This window comes from Alexandriicola marinus (assembly GCF_004000435.1).
Classification (GTDB): Bacteria; Pseudomonadota; Alphaproteobacteria; order Rhodobacterales; family Rhodobacteraceae; genus Alexandriicola; species Alexandriicola marinus.
In genome coordinates, this window is sequence record NZ_RBVZ01000066.1 from 1 (window position 1) to 495 (window position 495).

Here is a 495-nt window from a genome sequence, read left to right on the forward strand (position 1 = left end):
CGGGCGCTATGGATATCGCATGGTCACTGGCCTGCTCAACAACGCGGGCTGGTGCGTGAACCACAAGCGGGTCGAACGTATCTGGCGGCGTGAAGGGCTGAAAGTGCCACCAAAGCAGAAGAAAAAGGGACGGCTCTGGCTGAACGACGGATCATGCGTGCGTCTGCGACCCGAGCGCCCCAACCATGTCTGGTCCTACGATTTCGTGCTGGATCGGACCGCTGACGGGCGGGTCTATCGAACACTGAACATCATGGACGAATACACTAGGGAAGCGCTCATGATCCGCGTCGATCGCAAGCTCAACTCAACCGATGTGCTGGATGCACTGACCGACCTGTTCATCCTGCGCGGCCCGCCGGAATATATCAGGTCCGACAATGGCCCGGAGTTCATCGCTCAGAAGGTGCGGGACTGGATCGCGGCGGTCGGCGCCAAGACGGCTTACATCGAGCCAGGGTCACCATGGGAAAACGGATACTGCGAAAGCTTCAA

1 protein-coding gene is annotated in these 495 nt (G+C 59.2%); it reads left to right on the top strand.

Features of this window, described 5'->3' with window-relative positions; all coding sequences use genetic code 11:
- On the top strand, nt 1–495 hold a 495-nt coding region (locus tag EP376_RS22710), incomplete at both ends, for a DDE-type integrase/transposase/recombinase (RefSeq protein WP_164745067.1).